Source organism: Lentibacillus sp. (assembly GCF_035301675.1).
Lineage (GTDB): Bacteria > Bacillota > Bacilli > Bacillales > Amphibacillaceae > Lentibacillus.
Map to the genome: position 1 here is coordinate 14237 of NZ_DATGTT010000036.1, position 21440 is coordinate 35676.

At 44.1% G+C, this 21440-nt stretch carries 18 protein-coding genes; 11 read left to right on the forward strand and 7 right to left on the reverse strand.

Annotated elements, in window-relative coordinates:
- Positions 1 to 50: 50 nt before the first annotated feature.
- The 4 genes from acsA to VK097_RS05750 all read right to left on the reverse strand — a co-directional run bounded on the left by acsA (position 51) and on the right by VK097_RS05750 (position 6032).
- Entirely contained in the window at positions 51 to 1781 is a 1731-nt protein-coding gene (acsA, locus tag VK097_RS05735) for an acetate--CoA ligase (protein ID WP_324210853.1), read from the reverse strand.
- A gap of 185 nt (positions 1782 to 1966) precedes the next feature.
- Positions 1967 to 2725 carry a LytR/AlgR family response regulator transcription factor gene (locus VK097_RS05740; RefSeq protein ID WP_324210854.1) on the reverse strand — a complete coding sequence of 253 codons (759 nt, stop codon included), beginning with the start codon at positions 2723 to 2725 and terminating at the stop codon, positions 1967 to 1969.
- 17 nt (positions 2726 to 2742) lie between these two features.
- The gene (locus VK097_RS05745; protein WP_324210855.1) at positions 2743 to 4491 is read right to left on the reverse strand and encodes a LytS/YhcK type 5TM receptor domain-containing protein; all 1749 of its coding nucleotides are present in this window, start codon (positions 4489 to 4491) and stop codon (positions 2743 to 2745) included.
- Positions 4488 to 6032 carry a solute symporter family protein gene (locus VK097_RS05750; protein WP_324210856.1) on the reverse strand — a complete coding sequence of 515 codons (1545 nt, stop codon included), beginning with the start codon at positions 6030 to 6032 and terminating at the stop codon, positions 4488 to 4490. The genes VK097_RS05745 and VK097_RS05750 overlap by 4 nt, the downstream gene beginning before the upstream one ends.
- Before the next feature lie 420 nt (positions 6033 to 6452).
- Here VK097_RS05750 and VK097_RS05755 point away from each other — a divergent pair, with 420 nt between their 5' ends.
- The 4 genes from VK097_RS05755 (at position 6453) to VK097_RS05770 (ending at position 10835) form a co-directional block, all read left to right on the forward strand.
- Positions 6453 to 7067 carry a PH domain-containing protein gene (locus VK097_RS05755; protein WP_324210857.1) on the forward strand — a complete coding sequence of 205 codons (615 nt, stop codon included), beginning with the start codon at positions 6453 to 6455 and terminating at the stop codon, positions 7065 to 7067.
- Positions 7068 to 7242: 175 nt separating this feature from the next.
- A complete protein-coding gene (locus tag VK097_RS05760) occupies positions 7243 to 8376 on the forward strand; it encodes an MFS transporter (RefSeq protein WP_324210858.1) in 1134 nt (377 codons plus the stop codon).
- 47 nt (positions 8377 to 8423) lie between these two features.
- Complete coding sequence (locus tag VK097_RS05765) at positions 8424 to 8825, forward strand: RNase H family protein (RefSeq protein WP_324210859.1); 402 nt, start codon at positions 8424 to 8426, stop codon at positions 8823 to 8825.
- Positions 8826 to 8909: 84 nt separating this feature from the next.
- Entirely contained in the window at positions 8910 to 10835 is a 1926-nt protein-coding gene (locus tag VK097_RS05770; protein ID WP_324210860.1) for an FUSC family protein, read from the forward strand.
- 23 nt (positions 10836 to 10858) lie between these two features.
- Here the strand turns inward: VK097_RS05770 and VK097_RS05775 are convergent, their stop codons facing one another.
- Positions 10859 to 11485, reverse strand: a complete 627-nt coding sequence (locus tag VK097_RS05775; RefSeq protein WP_324210861.1) for a metal-dependent hydrolase — start codon at positions 11483 to 11485, stop codon at positions 10859 to 10861.
- Between the two features lie 204 nt (positions 11486 to 11689).
- Here VK097_RS05775 and VK097_RS05780 point away from each other — a divergent pair, with 204 nt between their 5' ends.
- Complete coding sequence (locus VK097_RS05780; protein ID WP_324210862.1) at positions 11690 to 12670, forward strand: superoxide dismutase; 981 nt, start codon at positions 11690 to 11692, stop codon at positions 12668 to 12670.
- A gap of 311 nt (positions 12671 to 12981) precedes the next feature.
- Here VK097_RS05780 and VK097_RS05785 read toward each other — a convergent pair whose 3' ends face one another.
- Positions 12982 to 14208, reverse strand: coding sequence for a DUF819 family protein (locus VK097_RS05785; protein WP_324210863.1), 1227 nt, complete (start codon positions 14206 to 14208; stop codon positions 12982 to 12984).
- 178 nt (positions 14209 to 14386) lie between these two features.
- Here VK097_RS05785 and VK097_RS05790 point away from each other — a divergent pair, with 178 nt between their 5' ends.
- The 6 genes from VK097_RS05790 (at position 14387) to VK097_RS05815 (ending at position 20799) form a co-directional block, all read left to right on the forward strand.
- A complete protein-coding gene (locus VK097_RS05790; protein WP_324210864.1) occupies positions 14387 to 14791 on the forward strand; it encodes a (deoxy)nucleoside triphosphate pyrophosphohydrolase in 405 nt (134 codons plus the stop codon).
- 47 nt (positions 14792 to 14838) lie between these two features.
- Entirely contained in the window at positions 14839 to 17997 is a 3159-nt protein-coding gene (locus tag VK097_RS05795) for a DEAD/DEAH box helicase (protein ID WP_324210865.1), read from the forward strand.
- 113 nt (positions 17998 to 18110) lie between these two features.
- On the forward strand, positions 18111 to 18665 hold the full coding sequence (locus tag VK097_RS05800) for a DJ-1/PfpI family protein (RefSeq protein WP_324210866.1): 555 nt from the start codon (positions 18111 to 18113) through the stop codon (positions 18663 to 18665).
- Between the two features lie 253 nt (positions 18666 to 18918).
- A complete protein-coding gene (locus VK097_RS05805; RefSeq protein WP_324210867.1) occupies positions 18919 to 19392 on the forward strand; it encodes a hypothetical protein in 474 nt (157 codons plus the stop codon).
- Positions 19389 to 19886, forward strand: a complete 498-nt coding sequence (locus tag VK097_RS05810) for a hypothetical protein (RefSeq protein WP_324210868.1) — start codon at positions 19389 to 19391, stop codon at positions 19884 to 19886. Before VK097_RS05805 ends, VK097_RS05810 begins: the two co-directional genes overlap by 4 nt.
- A gap of 124 nt (positions 19887 to 20010) precedes the next feature.
- Positions 20011 to 20799, forward strand: coding sequence for an HAD family hydrolase (locus VK097_RS05815; protein ID WP_324210869.1), 789 nt, complete (start codon positions 20011 to 20013; stop codon positions 20797 to 20799).
- Positions 20800 to 21041: 242 nt separating this feature from the next.
- On the opposite strand, the gene VK097_RS05820 is transcribed toward VK097_RS05815, so the two are convergent.
- A complete protein-coding gene (locus VK097_RS05820) occupies positions 21042 to 21374 on the reverse strand; it encodes a S8 family serine peptidase (RefSeq protein ID WP_324210870.1) in 333 nt (110 codons plus the stop codon).
- Positions 21375 to 21440: the final 66 nt, after the last annotated feature.

Here is a 21440-nt window from a genome sequence, read left to right on the forward strand (position 1 = left end):
CCATGTTAGGTCAAGGGGCAGTCGGTCTTGAGCGCCCCCCAAACTGATAGTTATTTTTCCATTGTTGACAGATCCCCTGCCGGTTCATCAAGCTCCCAGGCCTTTAGGACACGGCGCATGATTTTGCCGCTGCGGGTCTTCGGCAGAAAGTCGCGGATCTCAATTTCCTTCGGTGCGGCATGTGCGGCAAGTCCTTTTTTGACGAATGTGCTGAGCTCTTTCTCCAGTTCATCGCCTTTCGAATAGCCATCCTTGAGCGCGACAAATGCTTTGATGATATGGCCGCGGACGGGATCAGGCTTACCGATAACGGCCGCTTCAGCAACAGAAGGGTGTTCGACCAATTTGCTTTCCACTTCGAATGGACCGACCCGTTCACCGGAAGTGGTGATGACGTCATCGTCCCGGCCTTCGAACCAGAAATAGCCGTCTTCGTCCCTTGTAGCCAGGTCGCCCGAATCAAACCAGCCTTCAAATGGAAAATACTTCTTAAACCGTTCTTCATTATTCCAGACGGTCCGCAGCATGGAAGGCCAGCCGGATTTAATGCATAATTTGCCCATTTGTCCCGGCGGAAGCTCATTGCCTTCTTCGTCGAGAATGGCTGCCTCAACACCTGGGAATGGTTTCCCCATTGAGCCGGGTTTCATTGTCATGGCCGGGTAGTTCGCGATAATCACACCGCCTGTTTCGGTCATCCACCAATGATCATGGATCCGCCGGTTATAAACGTCCATGCCCCAATGGATTACCTCGGCATTTAATGGTTCCCCGACACTGAGTACATGTCTCAGTGAACTTAAGTCAAACTTTTTAACAGCGTCATCACCGGCGCCCATCAGTTTTCTGAATGCGGTTGGTGCACTCAGCCAGACGGACACCTGATATTTTTCGATAGTGCCATACCAGTCTTCAGGACTGAAACGCCCGCCGCGGACCAGGTTGGAGACACCGTTCAGCCATGGTCCGAATATGCCATACGACGTACCGGTCACCCATCCCGGATCGGCTGTGCACCAGTAAATATCATCTTCCTTAAGATCCATGATCCATTTTGCTGTCTGATACTGCTGAATCATCGCATTATGGACGTGCAGCACACCTTTTGGCTTGCCGGTGGATCCGGATGTATAATGCAGAATCATGCCATCTTCACGGTCAACCCATTCGATGTTCAAGTCCCGCGAGGCCTTCGCCATTTCCTGCTCATATCTGTAAAATTTCACATCTCCGTCATCTTTGGGAGCATCCCCGTCACCGACTAGAATAATCGTTTCCAGATGCGGCAGTTCATTGTACGGAACACGGTCAACCAGTGAAGGTGATGTAATCAGCACCCTTGCTTCACTGTTTTCGAGCCGGTCACGGACTGCCTGTTCCATAAATGCTTCAAACAACGGTCCGGTAATAGCGCCGATTTTCAGTGTGCCTATCAGGCTGACATACAGCTCGGGTGAACGCGGAAGAAATAAAAAGACACGGTCGCCTTTTTCGGTTCCTATACTGCGCAGCACATTCCCGAACTGGTTTGACAGGAATTTCAAATCCTGAAACGTATATTTTTCATCTCGTTCATCATCACTGTAATAGAGTGCCACTTTGTTCCTGCGCCATGTTTCAACATGTCTGTCGATGGCCTCATGTGCCATATTCACCTTTCCTGTTTTATGCCAGGAAAATGCCTTTTCAACATCCTTCCATGAAAAATCGGCTCGTGCTATATCGTAATCAGACATGTTTGCCTGACCTTTTTTGGGCGCGATTGTATCAGCCATTTTCATTCCCCCTTATATTATTAATCATGGTCATTCGGACAGCCTGCTGGATTAAATTAGCAGAATGAAACCACCTCCACATTTTGTAAGCGCTTACGATATAGTATAAATTATTTCCGGTCAATCGGAGGGCATTTTTGTATCAAATGTTGTTCGCAGTGTCCGAAGAGTCAAAATATAATGTTGAATTGTTACTTTTTAAACTTTTCCAGCAGTATTTTCCGTGCAGACCGGCTGACTGGGAGTGTCGTATGGTATCCATCCTTCAGCGTAAGATTGTACGCTCCATTGAACCATGGGGTGATATCCCGGACATAATTGAGATTGACCAGATAGCTTCGGTGGGTCCGGAAAAAGGAGAGCCCCAGCAATTTTTCTTCCAGTTCCTGCAATGTCATCCGGCTTTCAATCACTTCATCGTGTGTATGGATTTCCAGCATGCGATTGGATGGGACGGCATAATAAATCGAATCCGGTGACAGCACCACCATGCGCTCACCATCATCAATGAGCAGTTTTTCGGCAGTCGGATCGGTTTGTGTTTCAGTATAGATGTCTCGTTTTATGTCGGTTTGCGCCATTTGTTTGCGGACTCGCCGCATTGCCCTTTGAAACCGGACATCATCATAAGGTTTCAATAAATAATCGACGGCCTCAATTTCAAACGCATCCATTGCGTATTCATCATAGGCTGTCGTGAAAATGAACAGCGGCGGTTGAAGATAAGCCAGTTCGACTATCTGCTTTACGGCGTCCACTCCGGTCATCCCGGGCATTTCCACATCCAGAAAAACAACGTCAGGTTCATGTTCAACATACAGGTCAACCAGCTGATTGCCCGTTTCAGCACTGGGACAAATGATGACATCCGGTTCCTTTTCCAATAAATAAATCATGTCCTCCCGCGCCAGCTGTTCATCTTCAGCAATCATGGCGTGAATTGATCTCATCATCATACCTTCTTTCTTTAATAATGCTTGTATGGAATCGTAAAATAAACTTCACTACCGCGCTCGGGCAAATTACGTATATGGAGGCGTGCCGATTCGCCGATCAGGCTGATCAGGCGCTGGTTCACGTTATACAATCCGGCACCCCCGCTTTGGTTGCCTGACAATAAGGTCACTTCGGTTTCCTCTAACATTTCGTGGGGGAACCCGACTCCATTATCGCTGACGGCGATTTGAATGCTGTCAGCGTTCTTTTCCATGGTAACGTTCACTTCACCGCCGCTGGTTACATTCTTCAAACCATGCTTGATGCTGTTTTCAACAAGCGGTTGAATCGTTGACGGCGGTATGTCCACCTGCGTCATCTCTTCAGGTTCGGATAAGTGAATGGTTAATTGGCTGGAAAAGCGTGTCTGAATGATATCGACGTATGATTTGACGTGCTGGTATTCCTTTTCCAGCCGGACAAGTGATGCTGACACAAGCCCGATATTAAAGCGCATATAGTTTGCCAGGTTGACCGTGATCTGCCGCGCCTTTTCCGGATCTTTCCGAAAAAGGGCGGCAATCATGTGCAGTGTATTAAACAGAAAGTGCGGGTTAATCTGAGCCTGCAGGTTTCGCAGTTCCGCATCTCGTATATGTTTTTTCAATTCTTCTGTGGCAATGGTATCCAGCTGATTGGTGATTAATTGACTGAGTCCCTTGGCCAGGACAAGCTCCACCGGCCGGATGTGCTGTGCCTTTTCGAAATAGAATTTAATCAGTCCCGTCGATTCACGGGCATCGACAATCGGGATGAAAATTGCTGCTTCAAACGGACAATTCTCGTGACGGCACTGGATTTCCGAGCGTGAATAGGCGACGTGCATCTGCTGGGATTCAAGCGCCTGTCGGGATAGGGACGTCATAATCTGATCACCTTCCTGATGATGGTCACCACCCATCCCTCTGTGTGCCAGAACTTCGCGTTCATTGGTGACGGCAACAGCGGCCAGTTCCAGACGGTCATATAGCAAATCAGCAATCCCTGCAGCCATTTCCCGTGGTGAATGGTGTTTCCTTAAAAAGGGGAGAGCCTCTTCAGCAATGGTCAGGGACTGTTTGGTTGCCTGTGCAGCCTCATTTTCCTGCTCTTGGAGGACAATGCCGATCATCGCGGTGAAAATTGCGATGGAGATGCTGTTTGATAAGACCAGCGGCAGTCCGATTGTATTGACAATTGTGATCATTTCCTCCGAATTCGGCTCAGCGATCAAGAGCATATGCATCTGTAAAACCGGCGGGAAAACACCGATGAACAACGCCTTCATTGGTGAGATGACTCGCTCATTGGAAAAAAAACGGGCCGTCCACCCCGCCAGCAGTCCGGTGATCGGGTTGACCAGGCTGTTCGCTACAAATCCTATGCCTCCCAGATAAAAAAGATGTGCTCCGGCAATCAAACCAGCGCCAAGCCCGACAACAGGTCCGCCCAGTAATCCGGCAATGACAATCGCAACAAGGCTTGACCCGGTGACCATCTGATCATCCTCGACAGGCGTCAGCACGAAATCGCGGATTGCAACCGTGTCCCCCTCAATCGCAATTCCTGTTATCGTGCCGGCAATGCCGAACAGGCCAAACACACAAGCATGGACAATCAGCATTTTTTTGCTGAATTCACGGTCAAGGAGTGATCTGAATCCGCGAGTGCGTGTCAGGACAAAGGCGATAACGAGCAACAGTCCGAGACGTTCGAATAAAATAAGCGTCAAATATTTCATGAACTATTGCCCCTCGTATCAATCCCCGTCTGGGACTTGATGAAAAACCGCCGGAATTCCGCGGTACTCTGCGCTGATGGCTGTGTCAGCAGCGAGCCGAGATATGCACCCAAAAACCCAATCGGAATGGCGATAATGCCTGGGTTGGACAACGGCAGAAGCGGATCGTAGGGAATCCAGCCGCTATCGGGATTCATGATGTGCGGACCGAGCAGCAGCAGCGTCAGAGAAGCAATCAGACCGCTCACCATCCCCGTAATAGCTCCTTTTTCATTGAAACGCTTCCAGTAAATCGTGAACAAAAGCACTGGCAAATTGCTTGATGCCGCCACAATAAAAGTCAGTGAAACAAGGAATGTGACATTGATATTTTCCAATCCGAGTGCAAACAATGTTGAGACGAGTCCAACGACAAAGGCTGTCCACTGAGCCGTTCGCAGCTGTGTTTTTTCAGTTGTCTTACCTTTTTTAATAATGTGGAAATAGACATCATGTGAAAAAGCTGTTGTTGCTGAAATCACCAAACCGGAAACTACTGCAATAATTGTTGTAAACGCAATGGCCGCAATAAAAGCCATCAGGAAGTCGCCGCCTAATTTTTCGGCCAAAAGCGGTGCTGCGAGATTGCCCGTCGGATCAAGCCCGATTAAATGCTGGTAGCCAATCAAAGCAACCGTTCCCAGTCCCAGAACAAGGGCGATGATGTAAAAAGCACCGATAATCCAGCTGGCGGTGAGGAGCGATTTGCGCACCTCCTTCGTGTTGCGTACTGTAAAAAAGCGGATCAGGATGTGCGGTAATCCCGCTGTCCCAAGGATTAACGCAAGATGCAGCGAAATGCTTTCCAATGGATCATCGTACAGGTTGCCGGGCAGGAAAAATTGCTCACCAAGCGGTGTGCCTGTTTTTACCTGGGCAATCAAGTCTGCAGCACTCCAGTCAAACCGTGAGAACACAATCAGCGCCAGAAGAAAGGTACCAGACATAAGTACGACCGTTTTTACGATTTGCACCCATGACGTGGCAAACATACCGCCAAACACAACGTAGATGGTCATTAAACTGCCGATGATCAAAACAGACGTTGAATAATCAATATTTAAAAGCAGCCGCAGCAGCAGTCCGGCAGCCACCAGCTGTGGAATCATGTAAAGGATGGAAATGATCAGCGCACCAATCGCCATCATCCAGCGCATCCGGTTTCCCGGGAAACGCGAACAGACGACATCACCAAGTGAATATTTTCCTAAACGATGGACTGGCTCAGCTATAAAAAACAACACAATTAAATAAGAAACCAAAAAGCCGATTGCATATAAAAAGCCGTCATAACCACTGATGGCAATGGTACCGATAATCCCAAGGAACGATGCTGCACTGATGTAATCACCGGCAATCGCCATGCCATTTTGTATCCCCGTTAAACTGCCTGCTGCCACATAAAATTGATTCGTCGTTTTACTCTGTTTTGCTGCCCAATATGTAATAATTAACGTACACACAATAATACACAGGAAAAACAGGAAATAAGTAAGGTTCATGGTCTCACCTTCTTCTGCAGTGATTCGGCCTGTTCAGCTACTTTTATATAACTCGCATGATGACAGCGACAACATTATTCAATAAATTATAAATTTAACAAATACTCTTATTATGAATAGTAAACGAATCCAGTTTATTCGTAAAGACTTTTGAAATTGCAGCTTTGATTGCACACCTGATTGGTTTTGTGGCAAAATCATACGGGCTTTTTATGTAAAACTTTATTTAGCAGGGTATTGCCGGCAATTAATCCATGCTAAAATGTAAGTTATACTGTTATAGAGGTTGGGACAGAATTAAGAGATCATTTCTCAAAATGAACATTACACTCCTTAAGCGGAAGAAATACACGGGGACCTTTTTCTTTAATAAAATAATTTTGTTCCAGCCATCATTTGAAATCAAAAGGAGTCCTGAATATGTTTAAAAAAATTGCATCAGATGCACTGGGGTTATCGGACATCGGTAAAATCATCGACCCGTCTGATTATGACAAAACGGATGCCGATGATTATGTCCGGCACGAAGATGATGAAAAGATTTATTTTCTGATCAAGACAAAAGCGGATGAATATTGCTTTACCAACACAGCCTTGATTCATGTCGACGGGGATAATGCAGCCTCTTCCAAGCGGACACTGAACCGTTATCCATATGCACAGCATACAATTTCAAATGTGTTTCTCGAGACTGCTGGTAAAATCGATATGGATATTGAAATTAAATTCACGCTCGGTAATCAGGTTTTCAGCATTGATGTCCATAAGGATGAGATTGAAAAATTGAAGGATTTGTACAAAGCACTGTTGCATATTGCAGAAACCATGCATGAAAACCAAATTATCCTGGAAATGGGCAATCAGAGTCTGGATAAAGCGGTAAATGTACTGCAGCATTCAAGAGCAGCGGAAACGGATTTGGCGAATCAGTATAAAGAATTGACAGAGTATGGCTTTTCCTGGCTCAAATCTGTACGGGAAGAATACCACGCGAAAGACTTCGGTGCTATTTTTGAAAAGTATATTAATAACTAATAGAAAAAGAGCTGGACGTGCTGGGGCATCGTGCAGCTCTTTTTAAGATTGAAATGTAAAAAACGCCAGGGTCAGCGATATGTTTGCTCTTAGTTTTCGGCTCTTTAAAATCGGGAATTGCAAAGATGATTAAAGGAAAACTACTGGAGAAACCAACTGTAAGGGGGCACTCGTTTTGGCGAAAACAATAACTGTGGGGCTAATTCCGGCTCCTGAGCTGCCGGAAACGATTGCCTGGCAACTAGTCGACAGCTTATCTGGCGCTTTCAATGAATATATTGACGGTGATATTTCGTGGGAGATCAGTGTTGTCCGTGATCCGTTGACAGGTGCTGCCGAAAACGTGGACAAGCTGATTAAACGGGCTGGTGCTATTAAAGAAGCTAACCAATGGGATTATACCGTTTGCCTGACAGATTTGCCAATTTTCTCCAAAAGGGGTGTTGTTCTAGGAGATGTGAATGACAAAGCAGGTGTTGCGCAAATATCTGTCCCGGCATTCGGGTTGCCCCCTATAATAAAACGAGTGAAAGAAGCCATTATCCAGGTGGTCGGTGAATTATATTTCAGGGTGAATGGGAAGCCCCCTAAGAGTAGTGGTGTCACTAGCCGTAACGGTTTGCTGGAGCGACGATTTTTTCTTTCCCCGATCCGCAAAATGACACCCCCTGATGGAATTGAAAAATCGGATGTTCGCTTTATCCTGAAACCGAAGCTATACGGAAGGCTTAAGTTATTGCTTGGCATGACCCATGCGAACAGACCTTGGTCAATCATCCCATCATTTAAACGTGTGATGGCAGTCGCTTTTGCCACCGGTGCGTACGGGTTAATATTCCCTACATTTTGGCGGCTTAGTGCGGCATATGATATGAATCGTTTTTGGATATTGACGCTATCGGCGCTTATCGGCATGATTACTTGGATAATTTTTGCCCATAACCTTTGGGAAAGACCAAGTGCGAAAAGCCGCCGGAGATTGAGAATGCTGTATAATGCAGCGACACTCCTGACCATTACAGTTGCCGTCAGTGTCTATTATGTTATGCTGCTCCTGTTGTTTCTGACAGCTGTTGCCTTTATTGTACCACCGGAATTATTCAGTGAGGTTGTCGGCTTGGAGGAGAAAGAGGCAAGTTTTATGCATTTTATCCGTCTGGGCTGGCTTGTCACCTCGATTGCAACGGTAGCTGGTGCGATTGGTTCGAGTCTGGAACGGGAAACAACAGTCCGGAACATCATGTACGGTTACCGGCAGCAGCAGCGCTATGACGAAATGGACTATTATGGCGAAAAAGACGAGGAGTAATGGAAAACTGTCAGTAAAGCCGATTTCATCAGAAAGGAGTTCATGCATTGATCGAAGTTTACACAGACGGCGCCTCAAGCGGCAATCCGGGTGCCAGCGGGGCGGGCGTCTATATCAAAGCTCATGGGGATAAACATGAGTTTACTTTTCCGCTCGGCAACATGTCCAACCATGAGGCTGAATTTCATGCTGTCTTGAAAGCACTGGATATGTGCGCGGCGTATTTTCCCGGGGAGATTCTATCGTTCCGTTCAGATTCCAGGCTGGTGGTTGATGCGGTGGAGGAAGATTTTATCAAAAATTTGGCCTATAAGCCATTGCTTGCCGCCATCCATGAAAAGACAAGCAAATTCCCCTATTTCTTTATTAAATGGATCCCGGAAAAGCAGAATCTCCATGCCGACAGACTTGCCAGACAAGCGATTTTGCAGGCGAGAATGGAGGAGTAAAATTCGTATATCATATTAATTCTCTAAAATGTGATATCATGGGAATTTACATTAGTCTGTTGGAGAGAAAGAAGGAATTTTTAAGTGGCAACATCCATCATTAAAGATGCTTTTAAAGTAAAAAGAACCCCTTTTCCGTGGCGAAGGGCAGTCGGAGCAGCATTAAGCGCATCCACTCCTGTTATGATTGGTATATTTCTCGGAAAATTCCAATATGGCTTGATCGCTGGAATCGGGGGATTTTCATCGTTATATGTGTTTAATGAGCCGTATAAACACCGGGCCAAAAAAGTGTTTTTCGTAATACTGGGTTTAGCTGCAGCTATAGGACTTGGAACATTGACTGCCGTATCACCGGTTTTATTTGCTGTTATATTAGGGTTAATTGGCGGGGTCGGAACTTTTATCTTTGGAGCTTTGAAAATCCAAGGCCCGGCAGCAATCTTCTTTGTCATCATATTTGCCATGACATCAGCAATGGAGATTAATCCGGATGATGCACTGCTGAGGGCTGGATTGGTTGCCATGGGTGGTGCCGTATCCTGGGTGATCGCAATGGCCGGGTGGTTTTCTGATCCCTACCATCCGGAAAAGAAGTCAGTTTATCACCTCTATGCTGCACTAACCACTTTATTTGATTCGATTGGAACGGCGAAGTTCAATGAGTTGAAGGAAAAAACGTTATTTTCATTACAGGACGCTGAAAGGACACTGGCATCCGGCTATATTTCATGGCGCAGCACAGATACGTTTAAGCGTTTATATGTATTAAAAGAATTGGCACATGGTATCTGGATGGATATTCTGGAGCTGGAGGCTGAAGGAAAAAAAGACGTTTCTCCGGAAATGGCCGCTTTTTTAACTCAGATTACAGAAGCTCTTCATAAAAGGGGTATGAGCACAGGCATCACTGCTCCTGATATGAAACAGTCAAATATCCTGGAGGAGCGTTTGCTGGCCAAACTGGTCGAGGCAAATGCTGTTACCCATGAGACCTTTCCCAATTTGGATCAGGAAGTTCATTTGCGGAAACAACCAATCATGAAAAAGTTTGCGGATGCGTTTGATAAAAACGCCGTTGTATTCTTAACATCGTTCCGATATGCAATTGTGCTGGGGCTTGCAGCACTGGTTGCTTTTTCGTTTGATTTTGACAGGTCATACTGGATTCCCGTTTCGTGTGGTGCGGTCATGCTCGGTTCGACCATCATCAGCACGTTCCACCGGTCCATTCAGCGTTCGCTTGGTACCCTGTTCGGAATCCTTGTTGCTGTGGTGATTCTGTCCATTAGCCCTGCACCGATTGTTGTGGCACTGTTAATTGCGATGTTTCATTTTCTCACAGAGACGTTTATGGTGCGCAACTATGCATTTGCCGTTATGTTCATTACGCCGAATGCAATTTTAATAGCTGAAAGCACAACCCAGATTCAGAACTTATCCTACTTTGCCAGTGCACGGATAACTGATGTCGTCATTGGCTGTATCATTGGGATTTTAGGCGTACTGCTGGTTGGCCGGCACTCCGCTTCAAGCCGTTTGCCGCATTTAATGTCCAAAACCATTCGGAGTCAAGCGCAATTGTTTTTCAAAATTTTCTCGGATAAAAGTGTGTCTGTTGCTGCGGATTACAGTCGTACGCAAAATAAAATGCGGACGAATTTAAATAATTTACGTACCGTTTACAACACGTCGTTAGGTGAAATTCCGAATAACTTTGACTACCTAAGTCATTTATCGCCGGCTCTTTTCTCGATGGAACAGCTTGGCTACTTCCTTGACACTGCTGCAAAGAGCACTGAACGAACAGCATTATCCAAAGATGAAATGGCCCAATTTGTTTATTTTTTCGAGACAATGGCACAGTCCATCGAGTGGCAGCAACTAATCGAGACGCTTGACATTCCTGACATACCGCAACACGTGCAGATTCATCAGGAAATTAATACATTGCAGGAAACATTAATACTTAGTTTAAATCAGCCGGCAAATCCGGCAGACAGGGAATAGCAGCCGGATCCTGTTCCCTTCTCTCAAATCTCTTTTTGGCTGAATGGCAAGAATAATTTGATGCCCCGCTTATTCCCTGGCAAGATTCGCATATCTGCCACTAAATGACTCCCGTAGGCTAGAACAAGCGTCCAAAATAATCCCTGAATAGCAAAGTTCTGACTGATGTAATAGGCAATCACACCAAAAAACAGCCATCCGATGAGTGAATGTGTATAACTCCTGTGCGGCACCAGCGCAGCCGCTGCAACATAAACACCCGCAAGCCAAATCCACATTTCCGATATGAAAATGCCTCCCGCAATAATAGTGGCACCACTGATGAACAGCATCAGTTTTTGTGAAAATACCGGTGCTATGAATAATAGAAAAGCCCCGAGCGCCAGCCCGATATACTTTTCTGTCCCCGTTAAGCTTAACCAGGCATAAATACCGGCTAAAATCCCGATTAACCGCACCAGGTTCTGAATCATTTTATGTGACAATGAAATTTTATTCGCGAGTTTTCCACCCGTATCCAAATCCGGTGCCAGCGCGGCAACCATACCTGCGCCCACCATGACAGCTGTGTTTACAGCATCCTGACCGGTTGACTGGGCAACAGCTAACCCTGTTCCTGCTCCGATGATTGCATGTGTTTTTCCATCCATTGTTAGTCCCCTTTAATTCGTGATGACAGAGACATTATACAGGATGCAGGTCTGCTTGTGCAGTGGTTGGAGCGCTTTGATAACGACATATTTTATCAGCGTTTGACTAAATCCACCCATATAAGCGTGTGTTACCAAAATGGGCTATCCAGCATAGGCTGGGATTGGAAGTATTTTACCTGTAAAGAGGAGGATATTGCTGTTATGACGATTCAATCAATAGAAGCCGACTGGCTGGAGCGCTTAGTGGAATGGACGTCGGAGTGCGAGCGGCTTGTTGGCTCTTTAGAGATGCGAACAGAAGAATTTCCTGATGCGAATATAAATCCTGGTGAGTGGCAGGGCCGTTTTCGGGAACTGGGTGAAAAGGCAAACGCCTGCCGTGAGCAATTGCTGCAGGATGAGGAAACGGCTGATGCTGCGGATGATATTGAATCATTGAACACACAAGCGCACCAGCTCAAAAGTGAATTTATCCATTTGATGGAGGAAACCAGTTACGAGGAACTATCAAGGGGCGGCGAACAAGAAGATGATGAGGACCGAAAATCAACAACAGCTGTTCCAATCGGCAAACATACCCTGCCGCCACTGCCGTATGACTACAATGCGCTGGAGCCGCATATCAGCGAGGAGATTATGCGGCTGCATCATGACAAGCATCACCAAGGCTATGTGGACGGCTTGAACAAGGCTGAAAAAGAAATGGAGAAAGCACGGAAAAACAGCGATTTTTCGCTGATCCGGCATTGGGAAGACGAAGCGGCATTTAACGGCGCCGGGCACTATTTGCACACGATTTTCTGGGAGAACATGAGTCCGAATGGCGGCGGAAAACCAGACGGCGAGGCTGCAAAAGAAATCAAGCGGACATTCGGCAATTTTAATAAATTTAAAGAACATTTTTCCAAAGCGGCTGAAAACGTGCAGTCTGTCGGCTGGGCGCTGCTTGTCTGGTCACCGCGTTCACACCGGACCGAAATCCTGCAGGCGGAAAAACACCAGAACCTCACCCAGCAGGATGTGATCCCGCTGCTCGTCCTTGACGTCTGGGAGCACGCGTATTATTTGCAGTATCACAACAATCGCAAAGACTACATCGATGCGTGGTGGAATGTTGTCTGCTGGAGTAGTGTGAACAGACGGTTTGCCGAAGCAAGAAAGGTCAAGTGGGAGCCGTATTGATGATGTTTAAGGTAAGTAACTCGTTCAAAAGTGGCGTAAACTCGTGGCGGCTCTAACTTGTGCAGGGATGGTGTCAACTTGTGCGAGAAATATCCCAACTTGTGTAGCATCGACGTAAACTCGTGCGAGATTTCCCCAAACTTATGCAGGACCAGCATCAACTCGTGCGAGCATCAAACTTTATAATGACGATTTTCGGTCGAGACCGAAAATCAACTGCATTCCAATCATTAAAATGAAAGCTCCCGGCGTCATGCCGGGAGCTTCAATAATATGAGAGTATTGAACAGAGTGTCACATCTCTTCAAAATTCAGATTAACGTCTGGAACCACATACCCAGACCAGTTCCTATGTAATTGCCGATAATGTAACCAAGCGTTCCCACAAGCAGAATCGGCACAATCAGTTTATTCCAACCTTTGGCGATGGCCATGGCTGCAGCTGTTGTCGGTCCTCCAAGGTTGGCGTTGCTTGCGAGCACAACTTCTTCCAGGTTGAATTTAAACAATTTCCCAAGAACAAGTGAAAAAAGCAGGTTGAATATAACGATAATCAGAGTAAACACAAGCAGAAGCGGAGCGGTTGTCACGACCAATGCGAGGGACGCCGGAACACCGATTACAACAAAGAATAAATAAATCAAAAACGTTCCGATCTCCTGAGTTCCCCTGATATTATCAAAATAATTCGGGAAGGCAACGACGATTAGAACGGTCATTGTCGTTAACACCAGATACCGGTCACCAATAATCCCGCTCAACACTTGAAAGAAAATATTGCTATCTGCGCCATCCGGAATAACACCGGCAAAAAAATCGGCCAGGTGGAATGATATAGAAACGAGAACGAATGCTGTGGCAACGCTTGTGGCGATGTCCTTTAAAGATATCTCCTTGCGCTGCCAAAAAGACGCTGCCTGGGTTTCTGATTCATCGTCAGCTGTTTTTGCTTCAACCTCTTCTACGTGCGGTGTCTGATACCTTTTTCGGAAAAACGCTACAGCCGGAATCGCCATCAGGACGAAAAAGAATAGTGCCATCATCGCATTATCAGCCACAACGAGCGCTGAAACGAGCTCGCCCGGTGCTTCGAATTTCGAAGCCATAGCTGCAAGGTTCACGCTCCCCCCTGTATAGGATCCGGCCATCATTGCCCCCAGCTTATCCAAGTGCGGAATAACATCCTTAAGCACGAGAAATGACACAATGGTTCCTGTCACTGTACCGATTGCACTTAACAGAAAGATCGCCAGCATCCGACCGCTTTCCTGCCAGATCTTTTTAATGTTGGCCTGAAACAAGAGAAGCGGAATCGCGAGCGGTACCACATAATTCCAGACCGCATCATAGACACCCGATTCAAGCGGAATCACGTTGAAGTTTGCCAGCAGCATGGCACCAACCAGGGCAATGATCGCCCCCGACATTTTGGAAGCCCATGCATATTTTTGCTCGAGATAAATACTGACCGACGCCCAGCCGGTCAAAAACGCCCAAAGCGCCCACGTATTATCCGGAGAAATGAGTGATGTTTCCAATTGGGTTCACCTCAAATTTGTATTAATATAAATACATAACCTTACTTTACCAAAACTAACAAGACTTGAAAAAGAGAGTGTCGTGATAGTTATACATAATTGTGTACAGTAATTGTGGTAGGATAGAAGTAATTGGGAAAATGAAGAATCTAAATGACTTATTATATGAGGGGATAATATGAAAAAAGACATACACGTTGTCGGTGCAGTTATTTTATCGAACAATCAAATTTTATGTGCACAGAGAGGTCCATCCAAAACGTTACCGTATAAATGGGAATTTCCCGGTGGAAAGATTGAGCAAGATGAGATACCTGAAAACGCCCTGAAACGTGAAATAGCCGAAGAGCTGCACTGTCAAATTGAGGTCGATGATCAAATTGAACATACCGTTTATGAATACGATTTTGGCGTGGTCCATCTAACAACCTTTTTTTGTAAGCTAATTGAAGAATCTCCCGTGAAAACAGAGCACCACACATTGGAATGGGTTTCTCAAAATGAGTTGAAACAATTAGATTGGGCACCTGCTGATATTCCAGCGATTGAGAAACTAGTATCGCTAGATTGGATAAATAACTGAAATTTGTTCTCCCACCCTAAGTAATATGACCATATTGAGGTGATTATTTGTTATACGAAGGTATATATGAAGAAGTCATCACAAAAGAGATGAAGGAGGCTCTAGAAAAGCTTGAGGAACAAGACTATGAGGTTGGAAGAGAATCGCTTGATGTTGAAGAGGCACAGAAAAAGTTAGCAGCTTATATCTCAGAAATTACTAGAAAAGCTTTATATTACATACGGGATAAACATGATAAAAAAGACGATCAAGGGGCCTTGTTAAAGCAGATTCAGGCTAGCAATGAATTGATTAATAAACTTAGTGAATTGCTGCCTGAAGAGGATTTCAAACGGTTGGAGTTGGATCAAGAAGGCGAAATCCTAACATCTATCTATTCCAAACTAAACAATGTTCGCAGTGTTAAAGATGAAAACCCTGTACGCCCAGTAACACCTATTTCCGAAAGTTCACTGTTTACTGGTTCAAAGGCTGAACCCAATATGATGAACGAGCTTAGAAATGAGATTTTATCCTCTGATCAAATTGATATGCTCGTGTCATTTATTAAATGGAGCGGCATCCGTGGTATCATCCCGGAATTACGAGAGTTTACAGAGAAAAAAGATGGTAAACTTCGCGTCATTACGACGTCCTACATGCAAGCGACTGACTACAAAGCGATAAAAGAATTGAGTCAACTTCCGAACACGGAGATTAAAATCTCGTATGACGTGGATCGAACACGACTTCATGCGAAGGCCTATATGTTTAAACGAGACACAAATTTTAGTACAGCCTACATAGGATCATCAAATTTATCCAATCCAGCATTGACATCTGGTCTGGAATGGAATATAAAGATTACGGAAAAAGATTCATTTGATGTAATGCGAAAAGTTGATCACACCTTTGAAACGTATTGGCATAACGATGAATTTGAACCTTTTCATTATAACAAAGCAGACGACCACGAGCATTTAAAAAACAGTTTAAATAAAAAAGAACAAGACGAGCAGCCGATTCATTTTTCATTTGAGATAAAGCCATACTATTTTCAAAAAGAGATTCTTGAAAACCTTGATGTCGAACGGAAAGTCCACAGTAAGTTTAATAACTTGCTGGTTGCTGCTACTGGTGTTGGAAAAACGGTTATATCAGCATTTGATTATAAGCGTTTCGTGCAAGAAAATGGGTCTCCTCAACGGCTGTTGTTTGTTGCCCACCGGGAGGAAATTCTAAAGCAGAGCCTTGATACATTTCGAGCGATTATGCAGGATTTAAATTTTGGTGATTTATTAGTTGGTTCGAATGAGCCAGAAAACATTGAACATCTGTTTATTAGTATTCAAAGCTTAAATAGCCGCAATTTACATGAATATACATCGCCTGATTACTATGACTTTATTATTGTTGATGAATTTCATCATGCTGCGGCAGACTCATATCAAAAGTTGCTTCAATACTATCAACCTAAAGTGTTACTTGGATTAACAGCAACACCAGAACGCATGGACGGAAAAAGCGTTCTACCGTATTTTGAAGACCGAATTGCTGCTGAAATGCGACTAACAGAAGCAGTCGACCAGAAGTTATTAAGCCCGTTTCAATATTTTTGTATAACGGATAGTGTTGATTTATCGCAAGTCACTTGGCGGAATCATGGATACGATGTACGGGAGTTAGAAAATTTATATACAAGTGATACGATGCGTGCACAGCAAATTTTAAAAAGTGTTAAAGCATACGTCACTGATTTAGATGACGTAAAGGGTTTAGGCTTTTGTGCCGGTGTGAAACATGCCCAGTTTATGGCTGAGTTTTTTAATCAACGAGGTGTCTCATCAATTGCCTTGCACGGTGGTTCGGATAAGGAAACAAGGGATACCGCCAAAAAGGAATTAGAATCAGGCGCTATCAAATTTATTTTTGTCGTTGATTTATATAATGAAGGTGTCGATATACCTGCTGTCAATACGACGTTGTTCTTGCGTCCGACTGAGAGCTTGACGGTATTTTTACAACAACTTGGACGTGGATTACGGTTGCATGAAGGAAAAGAATGCTTAACCGTACTGGACTTTATCGGACAGGCGCATAAAAACTATAATTTTGAGGGTAAATTCCGCGCCCTTGTTGGCAAAACAAAGCATTCGATCAGGCATTATGTTGAGAATGGCTTCAGTTCATTGCCTCGCGGTTCATTTATTGTGATGGAAAAACAAGCGAAGGACTATGTTTTGCGGAATGTTACACAATTGAGCAATCGCCGTAGATATATGATTCAAAAGTTAAAGGATTTTCATTTTAATTCAGATCAGCCATTAACCCTGAACAACTTCTTAACGTATTATCAATTATCTATCTATGACTTTTATGGCAGAAATGGTGATCGTTCATTTAGTCGAATGCTAGTGGAAGCTGGGATTAATAATGATTTTCATTTTCGTGACGAAAAAATGCTTACAAAACGGCTTCCGAACCTCTTCCATTTAGATTCAAAACGGCTCCTTGATTTTTATTTGCGTTATTTGAATGATTTTATGATTCGTGATGAAGAGGAACACCTAATGGCTAATATGTTTTATTATTCGTTCTATCAGAATGCGCCAAATAAAGACGGTTTTGACTCCATTGAAGCAGGAATCAAATATATTGTAAGTGTTTCTGAAATAAAAGCGGAGATTCAACAAATTTTGGAGTATAATCGCCAGCATTTAACAAAGTTGGAGTACATGCATGATTTGGAATATCAATCGCCTTTGCGAGTTCATGCGAATTATAATATTAATCAAATTATGGCAGCAATGGGACACTATAATGCAGAAAAAGCACCGGCTTTTCGTGAGGGCGTTAAACATTTCAAGGAAAAAAATACGGATGCGTTTTTCATAACGTTAAATAAATCGGAAAACGACTTTTCACCGTCGACGCTATATGAAGATTATGCGATGAATGAGCAATTATTTCATTGGCAAACCCAGAGTACCGTGACACCAACGAGTAACACAGCTAAACGTTATATTAATCATAAAGCAAATAACCATCATATTATGTTGTTTATTCGTGAATATAAGAAAGAAAATGGTTATACCGCACCTTATATTTTTCTTGGGACTGCTGATTATGTGCAGCATTCGGGAAGTAAACCAATGAATTTTCTTTGGCGCTTAAGATGTGAAATGCCCCCGATGTTCGTATCGAAAGCGAATAAAAATGTGTTGTAGTTTGAAGGTAAAAAGCCAACCGGAATTTAAATTATATTTTTCGAAAGTTAACAAATCTTCCATGAATCCTATGCTATAATCAAGATAGAATTCCAAAAGGAGGAGATTCATTCATGTCTAAAAAAGTGTTGATTTTAGCCGGTGATGCTGTAGAATCTTTGGAGATCTATTATCCGTATTTCCGCTGTTTGGAGGAAGGTTACGAGACGACGATTGCGGCTGCTTCACCTAAAAAGCTGCACACGGTTGTTCATGATTTCGTGGGCTGGGAAACGTATACCGAAAAAGAAGGCTATCAGATTGAAGCCACGGCGAGCTTTGGCGAGGTGAATCCTGCTGACTATGACGCACTTATGATCCCGGGCGGACGAGCGCCTGAACATATTCGCCTGAATAAACATGTACCGGGTATTGTCAGTCATTTCTTTGAGACGAACAAACCTGTTGCGGCGGTCTGTCATGCAGCTCAGGTTCTCACCACGGTAAAAGAGCATCTTAAGGGCAGGGAGATGACGGCGTATATTGCCTGCAAACCGGAAGTGGAAGCGGCGGGCTCAACTTATATTGAAGAGTCGAATCATACTGATGGCAATTTGGTGTCTGGGCATGCCTGGCCTGACATGCCGGGATTGATGAGGGAATTTATCAAGCAGGTGAATGCATCATAATACGGCAGGGATCGGGCTATTTTACCGCCAGTGTACCAGCACTGGTGGTTTTTTATCGTGTTCTGGTTTCGCTTATATTATATAACTCAGGTTGCATCAGCACAGACGTTTTATCTTCATTACAGAGAGAAAAATTCTCCAGTTCCACTTCAATATCCTCTAAATTCTCATTGCTTGCGGCACTGTTATTGAATAGATAATTCAAACCTAACCCATACTACAGTTGTAAACTTTCTGGTTTGGGGGTTATTTTTTGGCTTTTTCTATATTTTTCTTTCTGACATGGCTTATCATTTCAATATTCGCTGTTATGCGGAAAAGACTATCCTTGGTGGAAAACACATTTGTATTTCTTATCATATTTATTGTAAGTATAAACTTTTCATGGATTATTTCGGATGAATTGAAATTGATTACAATTACTAAGGAAAAGCTGCCGTATACTGCATATTTGTTGCATCGCAGCATCATTATTCCTGTTCTTCTTTTAATACAGCTGAATATTTCAGTGGCACGTGACTCATTTGGTTGGAAAGCGATTATTATCCTGTCTGCTGTCCTGTTATTGACTGTAGCAAACTACCTTATGACTGCTTTGAATATAGCGGCCTATACCAACTGGAACCTTGGTTTTGATGCGATATACTTCTTTCTTCTCAATCTCGTTGCACTTCTTGCTTACAGCATCATCGAAAGAGCATCTGAGAAAGTGGTGAATCATACATGATGTTATGGGAATCATTTGATAAAAATGAGATATATGTTTTGGTGATGCTGATTATCGTCTATGCTGCTTTTTTTATTTTTCCGAAAAGAATCCCCCGGCAAATCGCCCTACTGTTTTTAGTGTGGGGATTTGCAATCGCCACATTCTTTGACTTTACCATTGGTGGAGGGTTAATGGACTTCTACAAAGTTAACGACTCTGATAAATATGAATTGATTGATCTTCTTACCTATTTTTTATTTGCACCATTCGGTTATTTTTTTGTTTACTTCTATCACTGCTTTAAGATTAATCAAAAGAAAGTTATCTTTTATATATTAGGATGGACATTATTTGGACTGTTGATGGAACGGGTATCGCGGTTTATGGAAGTGATACACTATGAGAATGGTTACAGTATGAAATATTCTGTTGCAGTGTTTCTTGTGGTTCAAACGATGACGGCACTTTATTATGAATGGATAGTCAGACAGCAGAACAAGAATAGGGGGTAGCATTTATTGCGTCAGGACAAAACTCCCCCTTTCTTCAAATGTTCACTAAATCTTTACACCATATTAACATACACTTTACATTCAGGTGGTATGGTTGATATATAAAAAGGAAGGAGGAAAAAATATGCGTATACGTGCCATGTTCATTGATATGGACGGAACATTGCTGACGGCATCAAATGAGATTTCCCGGCACAACGTGGAGGCGATAAACAGGCTGATTAATCAGGGTGTCAAAGTATTTCTGGCGACAGGACGGCAATACGAGATTACGTCTCCTTACCACAGACTGCTTGGGTTGAAGACACCGATGATTTGTCTGAACGGTGCCTCAATCCATGAAGGATTCACAGGAAGAGTGGCTCAGATGAACCCGGTCAAGCTGGATGAGGCACATTTTCATCGTGTCACGAATGAAAATTCGTGCAATGTGCTTGTGCATACTGTGGATGGTCTCTATTGCAATAGGATGTGCAAGGAAGTGGATATATGGACAAAAGAAAGTCGTATCCCCCCAAAGTATATCGGTGATTTGCGGGGTGCGGATTATCAGAATGTGCTGAAATACAGCGTCAAAACCGGCCATCATGGATCGCATATGTCACATTTGTTCAGTGATGAATTGGATGTTATTGACTGGAAAGATGGCTTTGAAATCGTTGCTCCAGGTGTTTCCAAATGGGCTGCCATTCAATCATTGATCAAGGCTTTTGGCATTAATCCTGAAGAAACAGCGGCAATCGGTGACGGTCCAAACGATATTCAAATGCTAAGAAATGCCGGAATCAGTGCCGCTATGGCCAACGCATCTCCGGAAGTAAAAGCAGCAGCTGATCATGTCACAGGTCATCACGAACAGGATGGCTTGGCTGAATTTATTGAAGGCTTCCTTGTTCGGTCTTATGCTATTTGAGGCTTTGACTGCAAGAAAATGCATGAATGCCAGCTAACTTGCTTAATTTTGGCCATGTGCCTCCTTTTTAATCCCCGGATATTTCAGGCTCCTCTGTTGTTATAACCTCCCAATTAAAAAGACCACCTGCGAATTCAAGGGGAGCTTTTTTTCTATAAGACTAGTAATTTACAGCTTACTCTGAATCTATCAAGCCATGTTTGAAATAATAGCCGGTGCCGCTGATCTGATTAGCCGTATTTTCAATGGCTGAACGGATTTCGGCGTTCTCCGCCCTGTCCGGCTAAACGCCCTGCCAACCCTGCAACGTGCGGTGATGCCGTTGAAGTGCCGGACATGTATGCATAGCCATTGCGTTGTACAGTTGAGGCGATGTCAACGCCGGGAGCGGCTACGTCAACCCAGCTGCCATAATTGGAGAAGCCAGCGAGGTTATTTTGGCTGTCAACAGCAGCAACGGCAATGACATTGTCATAAGACGCTGGTTCAAATTGGGTAGACACCCCATCATTTCCTGCTGCATAACGAATGCCGTCTGCGATGTTCGCCAATGACCCGCTGCCTTGTGCATCCAAGACACGTACAGCCAGGATGTTATTGACAGCAGAGTTATAGATAACGGTTATCTAATTATGATTCTT

Coding starts and splice junctions, on each gene's coding strand:
- acsA (WP_324210853.1), bottom strand. CDS start 1,781: ATGAAAATGGCTGATACAATCGCGCCCAAAAAAGGTCAGGCAAACATG.
- VK097_RS05740 (WP_324210854.1), bottom strand. CDS start 2,725: ATGAGATCAATTCACGCCATGATTGCTGAAGATGAACAGCTGGCGCGG.
- VK097_RS05745 (WP_324210855.1), bottom strand. CDS start 4,491: ATGAAATATTTGACGCTTATTTTATTCGAACGTCTCGGACTGTTGCTC.
- VK097_RS05750 (WP_324210856.1), bottom strand. CDS start 6,032: ATGAACCTTACTTATTTCCTGTTTTTCCTGTGTATTATTGTGTGTACG.
- VK097_RS05755 (WP_324210857.1), top strand. CDS start 6,453: ATGTTTAAAAAAATTGCATCAGATGCACTGGGGTTATCGGACATCGGT.
- VK097_RS05775 (WP_324210861.1), bottom strand. CDS start 11,485: ATGGATGGAAAAACACATGCAATCATCGGAGCAGGAACAGGGTTAGCT.
- VK097_RS05780 (WP_324210862.1), top strand. CDS start 11,690: ATGACGATTCAATCAATAGAAGCCGACTGGCTGGAGCGCTTAGTGGAA.
- VK097_RS05790 (WP_324210864.1), top strand. CDS start 14,387: ATGAAAAAAGACATACACGTTGTCGGTGCAGTTATTTTATCGAACAAT.
- VK097_RS05800 (WP_324210866.1), top strand. CDS start 18,111: ATGTCTAAAAAAGTGTTGATTTTAGCCGGTGATGCTGTAGAATCTTTG.
- VK097_RS05810 (WP_324210868.1), top strand. CDS start 19,389: ATGATGTTATGGGAATCATTTGATAAAAATGAGATATATGTTTTGGTG.
- VK097_RS05815 (WP_324210869.1), top strand. CDS start 20,011: ATGCGTATACGTGCCATGTTCATTGATATGGACGGAACATTGCTGACG.